Here is a 20409-nt window from a genome sequence, read left to right as displayed (position 1 = left end):
TCCATGTCTGTCTTCAGTCGCACCAACCTCGCCAAGGCGGCGCTCGGGCCGCTCGCCGCGGCCGTACTCATCCTCGTACTGAACGCCGGGCTCATCCCGCCCTACCAGGCGTACTCCGTAGGACTCGCCGCCGTGTACACGGTCCTCGTCCTCTCGGTCGGCCTGCTGGCAGGGTGGGCCGGCATCTGGTCGATCGCCCATCCCGCGTTCTTCGCCCTGGGCGCCTACTTCGCCGCGTACGGCAGCACGCACGGCTGGTCGCTGGAGGCCGTCGTTCTCGGGGCCGCCGGATGCGCCGCGGTGTTCGGGGCGTTCCTGGGCGGCGCGGGCGCGCGGTTCTCGATGCTGTACGTGGCCCTGCTCACGCTCGCGTTCACCATGGTGTCGCTGGAGGTGATGGGTCAGTGGGCCAGTGTGACGGGCGGTGACCAGGGCATCCCCATGGAGAAGCTGGACAGCGCCCTCGGTCTCGGCACGGTCGCCAGCGCAGGTTCGCAGGCGCAGTACATCGCCGTGGGAGTGGCCGGGATCGCGCTCGCCGTGGCCGCGCTGGCCCGGCCCAGTGCCCTGCGGATGCGGCTCGTCGCCGCCAAGTCCCACCCGATGGCCGCCCGTTCGATCGGCATCGCGCCGGAGGCCCAGTCGGCGCTGGCCTTCGCCGTCAGCGCCGTGTTCGCCGCGGTGGCGGGCGTCCTGCTGGCCCTGGTCGTCGGATTCGTCAGCCCGGACCCCTTCTCGCTGGCCCTGGCGATCTCGCTGATCGCCGCGTGTGTGCTGGGCGGCCCGGGCACCCTGCTGGGCGCGGTCGTCGGCGGCGCCTATCTGACCTGGGCGCCGACGGCCGCGGAGAGCACCGGGATACCGCAGCCGATCCTTCAGGGGGTCGTGCTCATCGCCGCACTGCTGTTCCTGCCGGGCGGCGTGGTGCTCTTCCTCGGGCGGACGGCACGCCGCCTCGTACGCAAGTCGGACCCGCACCGCCCGACCACCGTAGAGCTGCCGGAAGGGCCCCCGCAGCCGGTGCCCGCCCCCGCGGCCACCGCTCCCGAAGTACTGCGCCTGGACGAGGTGGCCGTCTCCTTCGGCGGGCTCAAGGCACTCGAAGGCGCCTCGATGTCGGTACGGGCGGGCGAGACGCTCGCGATCATCGGCCCCAACGGCGCGGGCAAGACGACCCTCCTGAACGTCCTGTCGGGGCTCGTCGGCGGCGGGCGGGTGGCGGGCAGCGCGCGGTACGGCGGCAAGCCCCTGCTCAAGTCCCGTGCCACCGCCCGCCGTCGGTTCGGCATCGGGCGCACCTTCCAGCACGCCGAGACGTTCCCCGAACTCACGGTCCTGGAGAACGTGCTCTGCACACATCGCCGGGTCACCGCCCGGCACCGGGCCAGAGCCGCCGAGCTGCTGGACCGTGTCGGCCTCGCCCATGTCGCCGACCGCTACCCGGCCGAGCTGCCGTTCGGTCTGCACAAGCGCCTCGACCTTGCCAGGGCGCTGGCCGAGGACCCCGAACTGCTCATCCTGGACGAGCCGTTCGGCGGCCTCGACGCCACCGAACGCACCGTGCTGGCCCGGCAGATCGTGCGGCAGCAGGAACGCGGCACCGCCGTCGTGATCATCGACCATGTCCTCGACGACCTGTTCGCCGTCGCCCACCGGGTGGTCGCCTTCGACTTCGGCCGGCCGATCGGCGAGGGCGAGCCCGGCAAGATCCTCGACGATCCCCGGGTGCGCTCCTCCTACTTGGGCGAGGGCGGCGCCCACGACGAGCTGCCGCCCAGGGACGGCACCGAGCGCGCCGCTGTGCGGCTCGACGCGGTGGACCACGCCTACAGCGGCGTGACCGCCCTGCACGGAGTCGACCTCACCATCGGCCGGGGCAGCGTGGTGGGCGTCGTCGGTGCCAACGGGGCGGGCAAGAGCACGCTGGGCCGGATTCTGCACGGCTCGCTCCCGCCCACCCGCGGCCGGCGCACCGTCGAAGAGGGCCTGCGGACCGCGCTGGTGCCCGAGGGCCGCGCCCTGTTCAAGACACTTTCCCTGCGCGAGAACCTGGAGGTCGCCGCGTACGCAGCGGGCATCAAGGGAGCTGACCTGCGGGCCCGGCTCGCAGAGACCGCCGAGTGGCTGCCGCCGCGGCTGCGCGAGCGGATGGGCGTACTCGCCGGGGGACTGTCCGGCGGTGAACAGCAGGTCCTGGCCATCGCGCGAGCCATGATGGCGCGCCCCGACCTGCTGATCGTCGACGAACCGGCGCTCGGCCTGTCCCCGGCCATGGTCGACGAGGTGTACGCCCGCATCGGCCGCCTCGCCCACGAGGGCATGACGGTCGTCCTCCTCGAGCAGTCGCTCGGCCGGGCCGCGTCCGCCTGCCACGAGGTGGTCGTGCTCCACGAGGGCGCCGTCGCCGTCTGCGGCGAACCCGGTGACCCGGTGTTCCTCACCCGCGCCGAACGGGCCTACTTCGACGGGCCGGACGACGCCGTCGTGCCTGCCACGGGCCGTACCTGAGGGACCGCGTCACCTCACTTGCCCAACGAGCCCACCCCTCGGCCGGAGGAGAGCCACATGCAGACAGAAAGCGTCGACCTGCTGATCATCGGGGCGGGGATGGCGGGCCTGACCGCCGGTGCCCGCGCCGTGCGTGACGGCCTGACCGTCGCGCTCGTCGAGATCGGCGCGGACGTCGGCGGCTCCGCACGCTTCGCGGGCTACGCGTGGACCGCTCCGAGTCACGACGTCATGGAGCAGCACAATCCGCACGGGGACAGCGCGCTCAAGCGCGCCCTCGTGGACCGCTTCGACGACGGCATCTCATGGATCCGCACCCTCGGCGTGGAGGCGAAGGACGCCCAGCCCATCCTCAGCTTCGGCCGCGGGCACCAGTTCGACACCAACCACTACGTCGACGCCTGCCGGCGCCTGATCGTCGAAGGCGGTGGCGAACTCCTGCTGGGGACCGACACCGAACGGCTGGTGGTCGAGGACGGGGTCGTGACCGGAGCTGATCTGCGGACGGCGAACGGCACGCGCAGGCGGGTACGGGCCCGCAACACCCTCCTCGCGACCGGCGGCTTCCAGGGCGACCTCGCCCTGCGCACCGCCCATGTGCACCCCGCGGCCGACCGCATGCAGCTGCGCTCCAACCCCCATAGCCGCGGCGCCGGTTACCGCCTCGCCACGCACGCCGGAGCCACCACCGGCCACGACGACGCCGGCTTCTACGGGCACCTCATCCCCAGCGGCATCCCCTTCGCCGACCCGGCCGACTTCGTCGACATGTCGCTCTACTACAGCGAGCACGCGTTGCTCCTCAATCTGCGGGGCGAACGGTTCGTCGACGAGACGCTGGGCGATCACCTCACCGCGATGGCGCTCCTGGAGCAGCCCGAAGGCCGCGGCCTGCTCATCGCCGACGCGCGGGTGTTCCGCGACTGGATCGTCGGCTCCTACGTCGAGGGCGCCGTCGCTGTCGACAAGTTCGCCCTGGCCAGCAAGCGGGGCGGTCGCGTCGGACTCGCCGAGGACCTCGACGAACTGGCCTTCCTGCCCGAGGAATGGGGCTACGACGCCGAGACCGTCCGCACCGCCGTCCGGCAGTTCAACGAGCACGCCGCGGCGCGCAAGGACCCGGCCCCCGGCCGCGAGCTGGACCACCTGCCGCTGGACGAACCGCCGTACTACGTCATCGAGACGGTCCCGGCCATCACGTTCCCGTTCCACGGCGTGCGCATCGACGACCGGGCCCGCGTCCTGGGCGAGGACGGCCGTCCCATCGGCGGGCTCCTGGCAGCCGGATCGGACACCGGAGGCCTCTGGCACCGCGCCTACGCGGGCGGCATCGCCTCAGCCCTCGTCTTCGGACTGACAGCCGCGGACACCGCCCGCGGGACGACCCACCACTCGTGACCGGACGCAGACGTGTACGCGCAGGAGGCGGCATGACAGCCATCGACCACAAGGCTTTCTTCATCAACGGGTCGTGGAGAGCGGCCGACGGCACGGACCGCTTCGACGTGATCTCCCCGAGGTCGGAGCAGCGCATCGGCAGCGCCCCGGCCGCCTCGAAGGCGGACATCGACGCCGCCGTGGCCGCGGCCCGGCACGCGTTCGACGAAGGGGAGTGGCCCCGGCTCACCCCGGCGGAGCGAGCCGACCATCTCTCCCGCCTCGCGGACGGGATCGAGCGGCGACGGACCGAACTCGCCGAGCTGATCACCGAGGAGCTTGGCTGCACGCTGTTCCTCTCGCATATCTACCAGACGGTGTCGCCCGTCATGAGCCTCAACTACTCCGCCGAGATCGGCCGGAGCCTGCAGACGGCCGAGGTGCGCGTCAGCGATCTGTCGCGGCTCGGGGGCGAGTCGGCGGGCGGCGGCATCATCCCCATGGCCGGGTCCAGCCTGGTGGTCAAGGAACCCGTCGGAGTGGTCGCCTGCTTCCCGGCCTACAACTTCGCGCTTCCGGCGATCGGGCAGAAGGCCGGACCGGCGCTGATCGCGGGCTGCACCGTCGTCGTCAAGGTCACCGAACCCAACCCTCTGGCGCTCTTCGTCGTCGGCGAGATCTGCGAGGAGATCGGTCTGCCGCCCGGCGTCCTCAACATCGTGGCCGCGCGGGCACCGGAGTCGGAGTACCTGGTGCGCCACCCCGGCGTGGACATGGTCAGCTTCACCGGCTCGGTCGACGTCGGCGCCAGGATCGCGGCAGCCTGCGGAGAACTCATCCGGCCGTGCGTCCTTGAACTCGGTGGCAAGTCCGCGGCCATCGTCCTGGAGGACGCGAAGCTGGAGGATGTCCTTCCAGTCCTGGTGGGGGCCAGCGTCGGCACCAACGCCGGCCAGAGCTGCGTCGCCCAGACACGGCTCCTGGTGCCCGAGTCGCAGTACCGGGCCTACGCGGAGGCCCTGGCCGACGCATTCGCCTCGCTCAAGCTCGGCGACCCCATGGACGCCGAAACGGCGGTCGGCCCGCTGGTCACCTCACGCCAGCGTGAGCGGGTCGAGTACTACGTGGACGTGGCGCGCAAGGAGGGGGCGACGATCGCCCACGGCGGCCGCCGGCCTGCGCACCTGAGCCGTGGGTGGTACTACGAGCCGACGCTCGTCACCGACGCGCACAACGGGATGAGGGTGTCGCGCGAGGAGATCTTCGGACCCGTAACCTCGCTCATTCCGCACCGCGGCGAGGACGACGCCGTGCGCATCGCCAACGACAGCGAACTGGGGCTGGCAGGCTCCGTGTTCACCGCCGACACCGCGCACGGGTTCGAGGTCGCCCGGCGCGTGCGCACCGGCACCTTCTCTGTCAACACGTTCGCGGCCGATCTGGGCTCCCCGTTCGGCGGGTTCAAGAAGTCGGGCCTGGGGCGCGAGCACGGCCCGGACGCCGTACAGGAGTACCTGGTGACGAAGACGATCTCGATCGACCCGAGCCGACACCTTCCGGAGTCGGTCACCAGGAACGTTCCCCGCGGAACCGGCCCCGGGGCGCGCTGACCGCCTCCCCACCCCCCCCTCGTCACCGCACCCCGCCACCCGAGCACGATGGAGTTCCCATGCACAGTCGTCACCCCGAAATCGACCCCCAGTCGCTGTCCGAGACCGACGAACAGCGGGAACTGCGCACGGTCCTGAGGGACTTCTTCACCGAGACGAGCGGCCCCGAGGACGTCCGCAAGCAGCTGGCCACCCCACGCGGACACGACGAGGCGCTCTGGGCGCGGCTCGCGGGCGAGATCGGCGTGCACGGCCTTGCCATCCCGGAGGAGTACGGCGGATCGGGGTTCACCTTCGCCGAACTCGCCGTGGCGCTGCAGGAGTCGGGGCGCGCCCTGTACTGCGCGCCACTGCTGCCCACGGTGGTCCTTGCCGCGCACGCCCTGCTGCACAGCGGGGACCGGCAGGCGTGCGCGCGCCATCTGCCGAGGATCGCGGACGGCACGCTCACCGCGACCGTGGCCGGATTCGACGACACCGAGCCCGGCATCGGTGCCGAACACGGCACTTCGGGCTGGGTGTTGCGCGGTGCCGCCGACTTCGTGCTCGACGGGGCCGGTGCGGACCTGATCGTGGTGCGGGCCCAAACCCCCGACGGCGCGCGGCTGTTCTCCTGTGAACCGACCGCGGACACCTGCGTGCGGACACCGCACCGCGTCCTGGACGAGACGCGCCGCCAGGCACGGGTGGAGTTCCGCGGCGCACCCGCCACGCCCGTGGGCAACTCGGGTGAGGTGACAGCGACCCTCGACGCCGGGCGGGCCGCGCTCGCCGCCGAGCAGGTCGGCGGCAGCGGCCACGCGCTGGACGCCACCGTCGAATTCGTCGCGCAGCGCCGGCAGTTCGGGCGCCCCATCGGCTCGTTCCAGGCGGTCAAGCACCGGCTGGCCGACGTGCTGGTCGCCCTTGAGGCGGCCCGCTCGGCATCCTCGTACGCGACCGTCTGCGTGGCCACGGCCTCGCCGCAGCTGCCGGTGGCCGCGAGCGCCGCCGCCGCGGTCTGCTCCGAGACCTTCCGCCTGGCGACGGCCGAGTACGTCCAGCTGCACGGCGGGATCGGCTTCACCTGGGAGCACCCGGCACACCTGTACGTGCGCCGGGCCCGCAGCGGCGAAGCGCTGTTCGGCACGGCGGACCAGAACCGCGCAAGGCTCGCCGAACTCGTCGGGCTCGCCCCCCGATCCGCCGCCTGAGCGGGCAGGGAGACGCCGCATCCCATGACACACCCCACCGATCTCGCCCTCGCCGCGCCGTTCACGCTCGGGGCCCTCACCCTCCGCAACCGCCTTGTCGCCACGGCCCATGCCACCGCGGCGGTCGCCGACGGGGCCCCCACCGAGGCCGACGCGACCTACTGGCGACGCCTCGCCCAAGGCGGTGCCGCCATGGTGATCACCGGCGGCACCGCCGTCGCCCCCGAGTCGACCCTGCCGCAGCGCTATCTGACCGAGGCGTGGCGCCCCGAGATCGAGGACGCGGTACGCCGCCGGGCCGAGGCCATCACCGACGGCGGCGCGGTGGCCATCGCACAACTCGTCCACCTCGGCCGCGAGACCCTGGGCGCCGGCACCTACTACGCGCCGGTCTCCGCCGCCGCCGTCCGCTCGCCCCGCGAGGCGTCCGCGCCGCACGCGCTGAGCACCGAGGAAGTACGCGGCGTCGTCGACGCGTTCCGCATCTCGGCGGCGAACAGCGTGCAGGCCGGCTTCCACGGCGTCGAGCTGCACGCGGGGCACGGCTATCTGCTCGCCCAGTTCCTCTCCGGCGTCAACAACACCCGCGACGACGACTACGGCGACCGCATCGCCCTGCTCGCCCAGGTGATCGACGCGATCCGCACCGAGATCGGCCAACTCCCCATTGGCGTACGGGTATCGGTGGAACCCGGCAAGGACTCCGGACTCGGACTGGACGACCTCGTCGAGCTGCTCCCGCGGCTGATCGCCGCCTCGCCCTTCACGTACGCCAACGTGACGACCGGCGTCCGCAACACCTACGTCCCCGGCATGGCGACCACCCGCCCGCCGCTCCTCGACGCCGTGGCCCGTCTGCGTGCCGCGGTCGCCCTGCCACTGCTGGTCAGCCAGGGGTTCCGGGCGGCGCACGACATCGAGCGGGCGCTGGACGCGGGCGCCGATCTCGTCGGCATGGCACGGCCGTTCATCGCCGACCCCGACTTCGCCCGCAAGATGACAGTCGGCAACGAGCGCTCCATACGCCCCTGCACAGGCTGCAACGAGGGCTGCCGGACCTTCGAGCCCACCGGGTCCTGCTCGGTGAACCCCGAGCTCGGACCACCGGGAGCCGCCGCCCGCCCGGCCGTCCCCCTGCTCCTGACCCGGCGTCCCGGCCACCGGAGCGGGTCCGTGGCCGTCCTGGGCGCGGGGCCCGCCGGCATGGAGTGCGCCATGGCGCTCGCCCGCACCGGCGCCACAGTGGTCGTCTTCGACAGCGCGCGAGAAGTCGGCGGCCAGGCCCGCCTCGCCGCCCTCGCCGCACACCGCCCGGGGTGGCAGAAGCTCGTCGACTTCCAGCGCGACCGGCTCGCCGACCTCGGTGTGCGCGTACGTCTGGGCACGTCCCCGACGGCCGGCGAACTCGCGGAGTACGCCCACATCGTGCTCGCCACCGGCGCCGAGGAGACAACGGTCCCCATGCCGGGCGAGCTGCGGACACTCACCAGCACCGACTTCCTCGGCCGGTACGCCGACGTCGTGCCGCAGGCGCCCAGGGTCGCCGTCCTCGACGACGGCTTCGGCTGGTGGCAGGGCGTCAGCGCCGTCGAGAGCGCCCTCGCAGCCGGCGCCCGCGAGGTCACGCTCATCACGCCCGGCAACGGATTCGCCACGGGCCTGTCGCCGGAGAACCGCACCCAGCTGATGAACCGCCTGACCGGCGCGCCGCTCCGTGTCGTCGCCATGAGCGGCGTGACGTCGACGACCGGGGACGGTGTGCGGCTGCGCCATGTCCTGGACGGCCAGGAGACGGACCTCGCCGCCGACCTCCTGGTGACCGTCGGCGAACGGCGTCCGCGCCGCCCGGACTTCACCCCGGCCGACGGACAGAGTGTCCGCGCCGTCGGCGACTGCGTCGTACCGCGCCGCATCACGCACGCCGTCGCCGAGGGGCGCGCGGCCGCGGAGGCGGTCGCCGCCGGACCGCTGCCGGCCATGCCCTGAGCCGAACGTCCTGGCGGGGCACCGATCAGCGGCGGCCCGCCCGCCTGTTGGTTCCCGACCATTCAAGAAGAGCGAGGTAGCAATGGCACGTCGCATCGTGGTGTGTGGAGGCGGCTCCGCAGGAGGAGTCCTGGCCGCCCGGCTCAGCGAGGATCCCGGCAACTCGGTCACGCTGATCGAGGCGGGTCCCGACTACCGCACGCCGGAGGAGACCGCCCCCGAGATCCTCGACGCCGACAGGATCGGGTTCACGACCCACGACTGGGGCTACACGTCGACCGACGAGGTCGCCGTGGCCGACAGCATCCCGATGTTCGGCAAGGTGGACAAGGAGTCCGTCCCCGTCCTGCGGGGAAAGGTCATCGGCGGCTCCTCGTCCGTCAACGGCGCCAACGCCCTGCGCCCCACCCCAGACGACCTCGCCCGCTGGACCGGCCTCGGCAACGACCGCTGGTCCTGGGACCAGGTCCTGCCGTACCTGAAGAAGCTGGAGGACGACCCGGTCGGCGGTGAACTGCACGGCACCGGCGGCCCCGTGCACATCGAGCGCTTCACCGAAAGCAGCGGGCTGCGCCCGGTCCAGGCCGCGTTCCTGGACGCCTGCGCCCAGGCCGGCCACCGAGTGCACCAGGACATGAACGGCGCCGACCAGCTCGGCGCAGGCCCGCTGCCCCTCAACCGCGCGAACGGAATCCGCCAGAGCTCGGCCCTCGCCTACCTCGGCCCGGCCCGGGGCCGCGCGAATCTCACCGTCCTCGGCGAACGGACCGTGGACCGCGTGGAGTTCACCGAGGGCGCCACGGCCCGTGCCGTGCTCCTCACCGACGGAACCCGGCTGGAGGCCGACCTGGTCGTGCTCGCCGCGGGCTCGATCGGCAGCCCGTCGATCCTGATGCGCTCCGGTGTAGGCCCGCAGCGGATCCTCGAGGAGCTGTCCATACCGGTGGTCCGCGCCCTCGAAGGCGTCGGCCGTAACCTGCGCGACCACCCGATGGTCTACCTCACCTACCAGGCGGACGAGGAGGCCGTCGGTGAACTCACGCCGCCCCTGCAGAGCGTGCTCACCTTCGCCGCGGGCGGCGCCGACAGCGGCGGCGCCGTCGACCTGCACGCCGTCCTGCTGACGATGGAGCCTGGTGAACTCCTGGTGCCGCTCGTCCTCTACCGCCCCTACTCCCTGGGCAGCATGGAGATCGTCTCCCGCGACCCGGACGCCGCACCGCGGATCGGCCTCGGCCTGTTCGAGCACCCCGACGACCTGCGGCGCATCGTGTCCGGCATCCGCCACATGCGGCAGATCATGGAGTCGTCCCCGCTGCGGAAATACATCAAGGCCGAGACCTGGCCGGGCCCCGCGGTGACCACCGACGCCGATCTGGTCCGCGCCGTCCTCCAGGGCAAGAACACCTGCTGCCACGCCGTCGGTACGTGTGCGATGGGCGGCGAGGGGACGTCCACCGCGGTCGTGGACCAGTACGGCAAGGTACACGGCACTCACGGCCTGTACGTCGTGGACGCCTCGATCATGCCGGACATCCCGGCGCTGCCGACCAACACGACGACCATGATGCTGGCCGAGCGCATCGCCGACGACCTGCGCGTGGGCGGCTGACCGCCGGACAACCTGGTACCGCTGTGCACGAGCCGGCCGCTGTCCAGCGGCCGGCTCGTGCTACGTGGTGATGTGTTGTCGTCAGGCGTCGTACGCGTAGAACCCGCGGCCGCTCTTGCGGCCCAGATGCCCCGCGGCCACCATCCGCTGCAGCAGCGGGGGAGCGGCGTACAGGGGCTCCTTGAACTCCTCGTACAGCGACTCGGCGACGGCCTGTGCGGTGTCCAGGCCGATCAGGTCGAGCAGTCGCAGCGGACCCATCGGCTGGGCGCAGCCCAGCTCCATCCCGCGGTCGATGTCCTCGGGACGGGCCGCGCCGGACTCGACCATGCGGATGGCGGCGAGCAGATACGGCACCAGTAGGGCGTTGACCACGAAGCCCGACCGGTCGGGCGCCTGCACGACCTCCTTGCCGAGCCCTTCGGCGGCGAAGTCACGGGCACGGGCCAGGGTGTCGGCGCCGGTGGTGAGGGAGGGGATCACCTCGACGAGCTTCTGTACCGGCACGGGGTTGAAGAAGTGCAGGCCCACCACCTGGGAGGCGCGGCCGGTGGCGACGGCGAGGTCGACGACGGGGAGCGACGAGGTGTTCGTGGCGAGCACGGCCTGCGGGTCGGCCAGCACCTTGTCCAGCTGACGGAAGACCTCGAGTTTCACCTCCCGGTTCTCGGCGACGGCTTCGACCACGAACTGCCGGTCGGACAGGTCCCCCAGGTCGTGCGTGAAGGAGAGCCGGGCGAGCGCCTGGTCGCGATCGGCCTCGGTGAGCTTGCTGCGTCGCAGCCCGCGGTCGAGGGACGCGGTGACGCGGGCGCGGCCGGCGGAGGCCAGCTCGGGGGTCGATTCGGCGACGGTCACGTCGAGGCCACGTAGCGCGGCGACCTCGGCGATGCCGGAGCCCATGAGGCCGCAGCCGACGACGCCGAGGCGGGAGATCGCAGTCATGAAAGTCCTTCCCTGATGGGAGAGTTGAAGAGGGTCGGTGATGTGGAAGGCGTCAGACGTTGCGCCGGTACGCCCCGCCCACCTCGAAGAACGCCTCGGTGATCTGCTGGAGGGAGCAGACCCGCGCGGCGTCCATCAGCACGGCGAAGACGTTCTCCCCGCCGGCCGCGGCCCGCTTGAGGTCGGCCAGCGCGTTCCGGGCCGCGTCCTCGTGGCGGGCCTGGAAGTCCTGGACGCGGGCGAGCTGGGACTGCTTCTCCTGCTCGGTGGCGCGGGCCAGTTCGACGACGGGCGCGCTTTGCCCGTCCTCGGCCCGGGGGTTGCGGAAGGTGTTGACGCCGATGATCGGCAGGGTGCCGTCGTGCTTGCGCTCCTCGTAGAGCAGCGACTCGTCCTGGATCCGACCTCGTTGGTAGCCCGTCTCCATCGCGCCGAGCACCCCGCCCCGCTCGCTGATCCGCTCGAACTCCGTGAGCACCGCCTCCTCCAGGAGGTCGGTGAGCTCGTTGATGATGTACGAGCCCTGCAGCGGGTTCTCGTTCATCGCAAGGCCCCACTCACGGTTGATGATCAGCTGGATGGCGAGTGCCCGGCGCACCGAGTCCTCGGTGGGGGTGGTGACGGCCTCGTCGAAGGCGTTGGTGTGCAGGCTGTTGCAGTTGTCGTAGATCGCGATGAGTGCCTGCAGGGTGGTGCGGATGTCGTTGAAGTCCATCTCTTGGGCGTGCAGGGAGCGGCCGGAGGTCTGCACGTGGTACTTGAGCTTCTGGCTGCGCTCGTTCGCCCCGTACCGGTCGCGCATCGCCACGGCCCAGATGCGGCGGGCCACCCGGCCGAGCACCGAGTACTCCGGGTCCATGCCGTTGGAGAAGAAGAACGACAGGTTCGGCGCGAAGTCGTCGATGTCCATGCCGCGGGCCAGGTACGACTCGACGTACGTGAACCCGTTGGCGAGCGTGAAGGCGAGTTGGCTGATCGGGTTCGCCCCGGCCTCGGCGATGTGGTAGCCGGAGATGGAGACCGAGTAGAAGTTGCGCACGTCCTGAGCGATGAACCACTCCTGGATGTCGCCCATCATGCGCAGGCTGAACTCCGTGGAGAACAGGCAGGTGTTCTGGCCCTGGTCCTCCTTGAGGATGTCGGCCTGTACGGTGCCGCGGACACTGCGCAGGACGTCGGCCCGGATCTCCAGCGCCTGTTCCGGAGTGGGCGTGTGGTCATGTTCTGCGGCGTACGCGCCGAGCCGCTGGTCGATGGCGGTGTTGAGGAAGAACGCGAGGATCGTCGGCGCCGGGCCGTTGATCGTCATCGAGACGGAGGTGGTCGGCGCGACCAGGTCGAACCCGTCGTACAGCGCCTTCATGTCGTCCAGCGTCGCCACCGAGACGCCCGAGGTGCCCACCTTGCCGTAGACGTCGGGGCGCGGATCGGGGTCGCGGCCGTACAGCGTGACGGAGTCGAAGGCCGTGGACAGGCGGGTCGCCTCGCCGCCCTCGGAGAGCAGCTTGAAGCGGCGGTTCGTGCGGAACGGATCGCCCTCGCCCGCGAACATCCGCGCCGGGTCCTCGCCCTCCCGCTTGAAGGGGAACACCCCGGCCGTGAACGGGAACGAGCCCGGCAGGTTCTCCTCCCGCAGAAACCGCAGCAGCTCCCCGTGGTCGGTGTACCGCGGCAGCGCCACCCGGGGTATCCGGCTGCCCGACAGCGACTCGCGCACCAGGCCCGTGCGCAGCTCCCGGCCGCGCACGGTGACCACCAACTCGTCGCCGCTGTAGGCCTGTACGGTTTCCGGCCACCGCTCCAGCGCGCCTCGGGCGTCCTTGTCCAGTCGCTCCCGCGCCTCGCCCAGCAACCGGTCGACGTCGGAGGGCGACGCCCGCGCCACGATCAACTCGTCGCGAACCGCTGTCAGTTGCTGCACCCTGCGGGCCGCATCGGCCTGGTCGCCGGTGTGCGCATGGTACGTACGCACCGTCTCGGCGATGCCGGCCAGATAGCGAGCCCGCGACGGGGGCACAATCTGCGCCGCGCCACTGGAATGGCGGACCGACACCGCGGGCAGTGCGCCGGGACGGACCGGCATGCCTCGCTCGCCGAGGAGGGTGCGCAGGTGCTGGTAGAGCGCGGTGACGCCGTCGTCGTTGAAGGTCGCGGCACTGGTGCCGAAGACCGGCATCTCGTCGGGGCGGGAGCCGAACGCCTCCCGGTTGCGGACGAGTTGACGCCCGACGTCGCGCATCGCGTCCGCCGCGCCCCGCCGCTCGAACTTGTTGATGGCGACGACGTCCGCGAAGTCGAGCATGTCGATCTTCTCGAGCTGCGAGGCCGCGCCGAACTCGGGTGTCATGACGTACAGCGACACATCCGCGTAGGGAACGATCGCCGCGTCACCCTGACCGATGCCGGGCGTCTCGACGACGACCAGGTCGTAGCCGGCCGCCTTGCAGGCGGTGATCGACTCGCCCAGACCTTCGGGGAGTTCGCCGCTGCCCCGGGTTGCCAGCGAGCGGAAGAAGACCCGGTCGCCGTCGAGGGAGTTCATACGGATGCGGTCGCCCAGCAGGGCGCCGCCGCCCCGGCGCCGGGTGGGATCCACGGCGAGGACCGCCACCCGCAGCGCGTCACCCTGATCGGTACGGAGCCTGCGGACGAGCTCGTCGGTGAGCGAGGACTTGCCGGATCCGCCGGTGCCGGTGATGCCGAGCACCGGCACCGGCCGCGCCCCGGCCGCCTTCTCCAGCGCCCGCAGATCCGCGGCGGGCACCGTCCCGGCCGCGGCCCCGGACAGCAGCCGGGCGAGCGCCGGGCGCTCACCGGCCAGCACCCGGCCGATCTCGGCGGGCGCCTCCTCCCACGGTGCGGTGTCGCACTCCTCGATCATCGCCCGGATCATGCCGACGAGACCGAGCCGCTGCCCGTCCTCGGGCGAGAAGATCCGTACGCCCGCCCGCGACAGACGTTCGATCTCCTGCGGCACGATCACGCCGCCGCCCCCGCCGAACACGCGCACCTGCCCGGCGCCGCGCTCCCGCAACGACTCGACGAGGTACTCGAAATACTCGATGTGGCCGCCCTGATAGGAGCTGACGGCCACCCCCTGGACGTCCTCCTCCAGGGCGGCGTCCACGACCTCGCTCACCGAGCGGTTGTGCCCGAGGTGGATCACCTCCGCGCCCTGGGCCTGCAGGATGCGCCGCATGATGTTGATCGACGCGTCATGGCCGTCGAAGAGGCTCGAAGCGGTCACGAAGCGGACGGGATGCTGAGCGCGGTACGACCGCGCCGCCGCGTCACCGGCGGACATATGCACTCCTGACTGCCCTCTGCCCGCGTCGACAGGGGGCGGATACGGGTGGGGCCCGTCGGGACGGAGGGCCGCTGCATGGAGCTCCCTGAGCCCCTTCTGGACCTGAATCAAAGTAGGTGCAGGCGTCAAGCATAGCTGTTGAAGTCAATTCAGTTCAGTGACAGTGTCGAGAGCGTCGTACCGGAGCGATTCCCAGGAGGGGCGATGCTGGCCGCCAGGCTGTACGGAACCAAGGATCTGCGGATCGAGGAGATGCCCGAGCCCGAGCCGGGACCCGGCGAGGTGAAGATCCGCGTGGCCCACGCGGGGATCTGCGGCACGGATCTGCACGAGTACTTCGAGACACCGCGGGCCACGCACGAGCCCAACCCGCTGACCGGGGCCACCCTGCCGCAGACCTTGGGGCATGAATGCGCCGGGACGGTCGTGGAGTGCGGTGCGGGGGTCGACCGGGTCGCGCCCGGCGACCGCGTCTGCGTCCGACCGATCCGCACCTGCGGTGTCTGCCCGCGCTGCACGGCGGGCCTGTCCCACCTGTGCACGGCGCTGGCGGCGATCGGGGTGACCGCTCCCGGCGGCGGACTCGCTCAGTACGTGGTCGTGCCGGCCGACGCGGCGGTCCCGCTGCCCGACGGCCTGTCGCTGGAGCAGGGCGCTCTGGTGGAGCCCATGGCGGTGGGCCTGAACGCGGTCGAGCGGGCCCATGTCCCGTGGGGCGGCAGTGCGTTGGTGACCGGTGCGGGTGCGGTCGGCATGGGGGTGCTGTTCGCGCTGAAGGCGCACGGCGTCCACGACGTGACCGTGGTGGAGCCCTCGCCGGCCCGGCGCGCCGCGGCCGCACGGCACGGCGCCCGCGTGCTCGATCCCGCCGCGGTCGATGTGGTCGAGGAGGTGATGCGGCACACCCGGGGCCGCGGCGTGGACGCGGCCGTCGAGTGCTCGGGCCGGCCGGAGGCGCTGGATGGCGCGATCCGGTCGGTGGCCGCCCAGGCGCCTGTCGTGATGGTGGCCCTGTACTCGGGCCCGGTCACCGTCGACGCCTCCGTCGTACGCCTGGCCGAACTGGCCCTGCTCGGTGCCGAGGCCTATCCCGACGGCGTCTTCGAGCGGGTCATCGAGCACATGGCCGCCGGGCGCTACCCGACGGACGGCTGGCTCGACCACATCCCGCTCGCCGACGCCGTCGCGGGGCTGCATGACGTCCGGGACGGGCGGTGCGTCAAGATCCTCGTCGACATCCCGTCAACCAGCTCCTGAACCAATTTCGATCCGGGGGTTGACAGTGGATCACCAGCTCCGCAAACTCGGAATGAATTCAGTTCAGTTTGGACTCGGAGGGATCAGAGATGGCAGTGGAAGACGAGATCCAGTTCGAGCGTGACGGCCACGTCGCCCGCGTCTGGCTCAACCGCCCCTGGAAGAAGAACTGCGTGACCGTGCCGATCCTGGACCGGCTCGACGAGATCATCACCGAGGTCGACGAGGACCCCGAGCTGCGGGTCCTGGTGTTCCGCGGCCGCGGCGGCACCTTCTGCTCCGGGTTCGACCTGGACAGCCTGAAGGCGGACTTCGTCGGCAAGTCGAACGCGATCGACGTCGCGGTCAAGTCGGCGAAGGTGTGCGACCGGCTCTACTCGATGAAGACCCCCTCGGTCGCGGTCCTGGAGGGCTACGTCACCGCAGGTGGCTTCGAGATCATGATCTCCTGCGACTTCGCGATCGCCGCGGACGACGCCAAGATCGGCGACTTCCACATCCGCCGCTCACTGTTCGGCGGCGCAGGCCCGATCTACCGGGTGCCCCGCATGATCGGCATCCGCAAGACCAAGGAGCTGATGCTCACCGGCAAGCTCCTGTCGGGCACGGAGGCCGCAGAGTTCGGCCTGATCAACAAGTCGGCACCGGCGGACGAACTGGACGCGACGGTCGAGGACTTCATCGGCGACCTCACCGACAAGAGCCCGTTCACCATGTGGCTCACCAAGATGACCATCGACCGCAGCCTGGACGCCGACACGCAGTCGCTCATGGTCATGGAGCACCTCGCCGTGGGCGTGGCGCTCAACTCCGAGGACGCCGCCGAGGGTGTCTCGGCGTTCCTGGAGAAGCGCGAGCCGAAGTGGCAGGGGCGCTGATCCCATGACCACGGATCCGCGGAGTCCGGCCACCGGGCTCCAGGGCGCACGCTGCTCCGGCTGCGCGGTGGCCGTCTACCCCGCGGACGACACGTGCCCGCGCTGCGGGGGGCCGGCCGAGTCGGCGGCCCTGTCCGGCGCGGGCACCCTGTGGACGTGGACGGTGCAGCGCTACGCCCCCAAGTCGCCCCCGTACCAGGAACCGCCCGGCGGGTTCGCGCCGTTCGCGGTCGGCTACGTGGAGCTGGCCGAAGGCGTCCGGGTGGCCGCCGTGCTCGACGTCGACGACCTCGACACCGTCCGGATCGGGATGCCGCTCACCGTGACCGCGGGCAGCGGCGTCCCCCGGGCCAGGCCCGCACAGGAGGCAGCATGAGCACCGACGTCCTGATCTGCGGAGCCGGGCGTACCCCGTTCGGCCGGTCCGAGGCGAGCGGCCGGCAACTGGCCGTCAGCGCGGTGGGCGCCGCGCTGGCGGACGCCGGGATCGATTGGTCCCGGGTGCGGGCCGCGTTCGGCGGCAGTGACAGTGCCGGACTCGCCGACACCCTGGTGGCCCAACTCGGCCTGACCGGACTGCCGTTCGTGAACGTCAAGAACGGCTGCGCGACCGGCGGCAGCGCGCTGATCTCCGCCGTCAACGCGATCCGCTCGGGCATGGCGGACGTCGTCCTCGCCGTCGGCTTCGACAAGCACCCGCGCGGCGCCTTCGACCCGCGCCCCGAGGACTGGGGCCTGGGCGCGGAGTACGGCAGCGACGGCCTGATGGTCACCACGCAGTTCTTCGGCATGAAGATCCAGCGCTACATGTACGAGCACGGCATCACGCCGCAGACCCTCGCGCAGGTCGCCGAGAAGGCGTACCGCAACGGAGCCCGCACCCCCGAGGCCTGGCGCCGCAAGCCGGTGTCCGCCGCCGAGATCCTGGACTCCGGCATGGTCAGCGATCCACTCACCCGCTTCATGTTCTGCTCCCCGGGAGCGGGCGCCGCCGCGCTGGTGCTCTGCTCGCCCGAGGTCGCCCGCACCCTGGACGGCCCCTCGGTCACCCTGCGCTCGGCGGCCTTGCGGACCCGGCGCTTCGGCTCGTTCGAGGTGTTCAGCCCGTCGATCCCCGGGGGCGAACCGACCAGCGTCAGCCGGGATGCCGCGGCCGCCGCCTTCGAGGAGGCGGGCATCGGACCCGGCGAGGTCGACGTCTGCCAGCTCCAGGACACGGAGAGCGGCGCCGAGGTCATGCACATGGCCGAGTGCGGGTTCTGCAAGGACGGTGAGCAGGAGCGGCTGGTCGCCTCCGGCGCCACGGAGATCGGCGGCTCGCTGCCGGTCAACACCGACGGCGGCTGCATCGCCAACGGCGAACCCATCGGCGCCTCCGGACTGCGCCAGGTCTACGAGATCGTCCAGCAACTGCGCGGCCGGGCCGGCGAACGCCAGGTCCCCGGCACACCCAGGGTCGGGTTCACCCATGTGTACGGCGCCCCGGGCGTGAGCGCATGCACGGTGCTGGCCCGGTGAGTGCCCCGCTGACATTCGAGGTGGAGGAAGAGATGAGCGGCATCCCGGAACCCGAGGAGTTCCGCGCCGAGGCCCGGCAGTGGCTCGCCACGGTCGCCAGGCCGCGCGCCGCCGACGGCGCGTGGGGCAGCGGCTCCGACTCGGTCGCCGTGTTCGAGAACTGGACCGAGGAGCAGGAGCGCGAGCACACCGCCCGCACCCAGGAGTGGGAACGCACCCGCTACGACCGGGGGTGGGGCGCGCTCAACTGGCAGGCGGCGTACGGGGGACGCGACCTGCCGGCGTACTACGAGCAGCTCTACCGTTCCGAAGAAGCGGCATTCGACGTGCCGCACCGCACCGAGATCTTCCCGGTGACCCAGCAGCTCGTCGCCTCCGCGATCGGCATCTGGGGCACCGAGGAGCAGAAGGCACGCTGGCTCCGGCCCATGCTGCGTACCGACGAACTCGCCTGCCAGCTCTTCTCGGAGACCGAGGCGGGCTCCGACCTCGCCGCGGTGCGCACGAAGGCGGTGCGTGACGGCGACCACTGGGTCCTCGACGGCCACAAGGTGTGGACCTCCGGGGCCCGGGTGGCGACCTGGGGCGTCGCGGTCTGCCGCACCGACCCGGACGTCCGTAAACACGCGGGCATCACCGTCTTCCTGGTCCGCATGGACGCGCCCGGCGTGACGGTCCGCCCCATCCAGCAGATGACCGGCGGAGCCAGCTTCAACGAGGTCTATCTCGACGGCGTCGTCGTGCCCGACACCGACCGGCTCGGACCGGTCGGCGAGGGCTGGCGGGTCACGCTCAGCGTGCTGGCCGCCGAGCGCCTGGACTCCGGCAACCTCGGCCTGGACAACGCCGACCACGCCCTTGACCTGGCCCGGAATCTTCCCCGACCGCTCACCGGCGCCGAACAGCAGCGGGCCACCGACCTCTACGTCCGCGCCCTCGTGCAACGCCTCATCGGCCTGCGCATCACCGGCGCCCTCGTCGCAGGCCGCGAGCCCGGCGCGGAAGCCTCGGTCGGCAAGCTGTACGCGACCGAGACGATGCGACGCACCAGCGATCTCGTGGCGGAGCTGCTCGGGCCGAGCCTCGTGGCGGACACGGGGGAGTGGGGCACGTACGCCTGGACGGAGCACCTGCTGGGCGCGCCCGGCTACAGCATCGCGGGCGGCACCGACGAGATCCAGCACAACATCCTCGCCGAGCGCGTGCTCGGCCTGCCCAAGGAGCCGGTCCGATGAGCACGGCGACGCAGGTGGCGGAGCTGGCCGTACGGGTCGGGGACCAGCTGGCGCGCAGGCATCCGGGGGCAGCCATCGGTGAGCTGACGACGCTGCCGGGCGGCCACTCCGGGCTGACGTACTCGGTCGCCGTGGGTGACACGAAGTACGTCGTCAAGGCGGTGCCACCGGGGCAGCGGCCCGTCGGGCGCAACGATGTCCTGCGCCAGGCACGGGTGTTGGGTGCACTCGCCGGATCCGGCGTGCCAGTACCGGGTGTCGCCGCCGTCGACGAGAGTCCACCCGCCTGGTTCGCCATGGACTTCGCCGCCGGCGAGGCCGTCGAGCCCGTACTCGACGAGCCGGAGCTGTCCGCCGAACTTGCGAGGGCGCGGATGCTGGAGATCGCCTCCGTGCTGCGGCGGCTGCACGCCACCGACATCCGCACGCCTGGTCTCGGCGCGCCCCAACCACTTGACGCAGCCGGCGAGCTGGAGCGCTGGAGCCGCACCCTGCACGCCGTACCGGCAGAACTGCGCCCAGGTGGAGAGGAGCTGTTGAAGCGCCTCGCCGACGACGTGCCCGACGGCCTCCCGCCAGTCCTCCTGCACGGCGACTTCCGGCTCGGCAACGTGCTGTGCGTCGGCGAGCGGGCGGTGGCGGTCGTCGACTGGGAGATCTGGAGCGTCGGCGACCCGCGCATCGACCTCGGCTGGTTCCTGCTCTTCGCCGACCACCGCAACTTCCCGCAGCTGGGGCGCGCCGTGCCCGGCCTGCCCGCCGAGGCCGAACTCCTCGACGCGTACGGCGACGGGGGCCCCGGGCTTCCCGACATGGACTGGTTCCGGGCCCTGGGCCGCATGAAGATGGCCGCGATCATGGGCCACAACCTGCGCCGGCACCGTGAGGGCAAGCACCACGACCCGGACCAGGAACGGCTGCCGCCCACCATCGCCGCGATGATCCGCACCGCGCTCGACATCCTCGGCTGACCCGGACCGGCC

General features: G+C 71.7%; 14 protein-coding genes. 12 read left to right on the top strand and 2 right to left on the bottom strand.

The window, feature by feature from the left end; all coding sequences use genetic code 11:
- Positions 1–3: 3 nt before the first annotated feature.
- From CG723_RS23435 to CG723_RS23410, 6 genes are all read left to right on the top strand, one after another.
- Positions 4–2508: an ATP-binding cassette domain-containing protein gene (locus CG723_RS23435; protein WP_100595444.1), complete on the top strand. Its 2505-nt coding sequence runs from the start codon at positions 4–6 to the stop codon at positions 2506–2508.
- A gap of 57 nt (positions 2509–2565) precedes the next feature.
- Positions 2566–3906 carry an FAD-dependent oxidoreductase gene (locus tag CG723_RS23430; RefSeq protein ID WP_100595443.1) on the top strand — a complete coding sequence of 447 codons (1341 nt, stop codon included), beginning with the start codon at positions 2566–2568 and terminating at the stop codon, positions 3904–3906.
- A gap of 32 nt (positions 3907–3938) precedes the next feature.
- Complete coding sequence (locus CG723_RS23425; protein WP_100595442.1) at positions 3939–5495, top strand: aldehyde dehydrogenase; 1557 nt, start codon at positions 3939–3941, stop codon at positions 5493–5495.
- Positions 5496–5554: 59 nt separating this feature from the next.
- A complete protein-coding gene (locus CG723_RS23420; protein ID WP_100595441.1) occupies positions 5555–6688 on the top strand; it encodes an acyl-CoA dehydrogenase family protein in 1134 nt (377 codons plus the stop codon).
- Between the two features lie 24 nt (positions 6689–6712).
- A complete protein-coding gene (locus tag CG723_RS23415; RefSeq protein WP_100595440.1) occupies positions 6713–8674 on the top strand; it encodes an oxidoreductase in 1962 nt (653 codons plus the stop codon).
- Positions 8675–8756: 82 nt separating this feature from the next.
- Positions 8757–10286, top strand: coding sequence for a GMC family oxidoreductase (locus CG723_RS23410; RefSeq protein WP_100595439.1), 1530 nt, complete (start codon positions 8757–8759; stop codon positions 10284–10286).
- An 81-nt stretch (positions 10287–10367) separates the two neighbouring features.
- Here the strand turns inward: CG723_RS23410 and CG723_RS23405 are convergent, their stop codons facing one another.
- Both CG723_RS23405 and icmF read right to left on the bottom strand, forming a co-directional pair.
- Positions 10368–11231 (bottom strand): 3-hydroxybutyryl-CoA dehydrogenase, encoded by an 864-nt coding sequence (locus CG723_RS23405; RefSeq protein ID WP_100595438.1) that lies wholly within the window; start codon positions 11229–11231, stop codon positions 10368–10370.
- A gap of 52 nt (positions 11232–11283) precedes the next feature.
- Positions 11284–14535 (bottom strand): fused isobutyryl-CoA mutase/GTPase IcmF, encoded by a 3252-nt coding sequence (gene icmF / locus CG723_RS23400; protein ID WP_100595437.1) that lies wholly within the window; start codon positions 14533–14535, stop codon positions 11284–11286.
- 207 nt (positions 14536–14742) lie between these two features.
- Between icmF and CG723_RS23395 the strand changes: the two genes are divergently transcribed.
- The 6 genes from CG723_RS23395 (at position 14743) to CG723_RS23370 (ending at position 20397) form a co-directional block, all read left to right on the top strand.
- Positions 14743–15795, top strand: a complete 1053-nt coding sequence (locus tag CG723_RS23395) for an alcohol dehydrogenase catalytic domain-containing protein (protein ID WP_100595436.1) — start codon at positions 14743–14745, stop codon at positions 15793–15795.
- An 89-nt stretch (positions 15796–15884) separates the two neighbouring features.
- A complete protein-coding gene (locus tag CG723_RS23390) occupies positions 15885–16673 on the top strand; it encodes an enoyl-CoA hydratase/isomerase family protein (protein WP_100595435.1) in 789 nt (262 codons plus the stop codon).
- 4 nt (positions 16674–16677) lie between these two features.
- Positions 16678–17049, top strand: a complete 372-nt coding sequence (locus CG723_RS23385) for a Zn-ribbon domain-containing OB-fold protein (protein ID WP_100595434.1) — start codon at positions 16678–16680, stop codon at positions 17047–17049.
- On the top strand, positions 17046–18191 hold the full coding sequence (locus CG723_RS23380; RefSeq protein WP_100595433.1) for a thiolase family protein: 1146 nt from the start codon (positions 17046–17048) through the stop codon (positions 18189–18191). Before CG723_RS23385 ends, CG723_RS23380 begins: the two co-directional genes overlap by 4 nt.
- A gap of 32 nt (positions 18192–18223) precedes the next feature.
- Entirely contained in the window at positions 18224–19426 is a 1203-nt protein-coding gene (locus CG723_RS23375; RefSeq protein WP_100595432.1) for an acyl-CoA dehydrogenase family protein, read from the top strand.
- On the top strand, positions 19423–20397 hold the full coding sequence (locus CG723_RS23370; protein WP_100595431.1) for a phosphotransferase family protein: 975 nt from the start codon (positions 19423–19425) through the stop codon (positions 20395–20397). The genes CG723_RS23375 and CG723_RS23370 overlap by 4 nt, the downstream gene beginning before the upstream one ends.
- Positions 20398–20409 lie beyond the last annotated feature (12 nt).

The sequence above is a fragment of the Streptomyces sp. CB01635 genome (assembly GCF_002803065.1).
Lineage (GTDB): Bacteria > Actinomycetota > Actinomycetes > Streptomycetales > Streptomycetaceae > Streptomyces.
The sequence above is the reverse complement of the archived record's forward strand: the minus strand, read 5'-3'. Positions and strand labels throughout refer to the sequence as shown.